The organism is Streptomyces lancefieldiae (genome assembly GCF_031845825.1).
Taxonomy (GTDB): Bacteria; Actinomycetota; Actinomycetes; order Streptomycetales; family Streptomycetaceae; genus Streptomyces; species Streptomyces lancefieldiae.
The window spans coordinates 1-255 of sequence record NZ_JAVRFH010000446.1 but is presented as its reverse complement, the minus strand read 5'-3'; the positions used below and the strand labels follow the sequence as shown (position 1 = coordinate 255).

Annotated in this window: 1 protein-coding gene; it reads left to right on the top strand. The window is 74.5% G+C overall.

Translation table 11 applies throughout. From position 1 onward, the window contains the following. Window positions 1-255, top strand: a 255-nt coding sequence (locus tag RM812_RS42900; protein ID WP_311586555.1) for a transposase, incomplete at both ends; no start/stop codon positions are given.

The following is a 255-nucleotide window of genomic DNA, read 5'->3' as shown; positions in this document are numbered from 1 at the left end:
TTCCACGACCGGCTGCGCGACCGGGTGCGGGACAAGGAGGGCCGCTCGGTGGACCCGACGGCCGCGATCGTGGACTCGCAGTCACTGCGGGCGGCTGCGAACATCCCGCGCTCCACGTCCGGCTGGGACGGCGGGAAGAAGGTCGGCGGCCGCAAGCGGCACCTGGTGGTCGACTGCCTCGGCCTGGTCCTGGCCGTCGCGGTGACCGCGGCGAGCGTGCAGGACCGCGATGCCGCTGTCGCCCTGCTCGAGCGG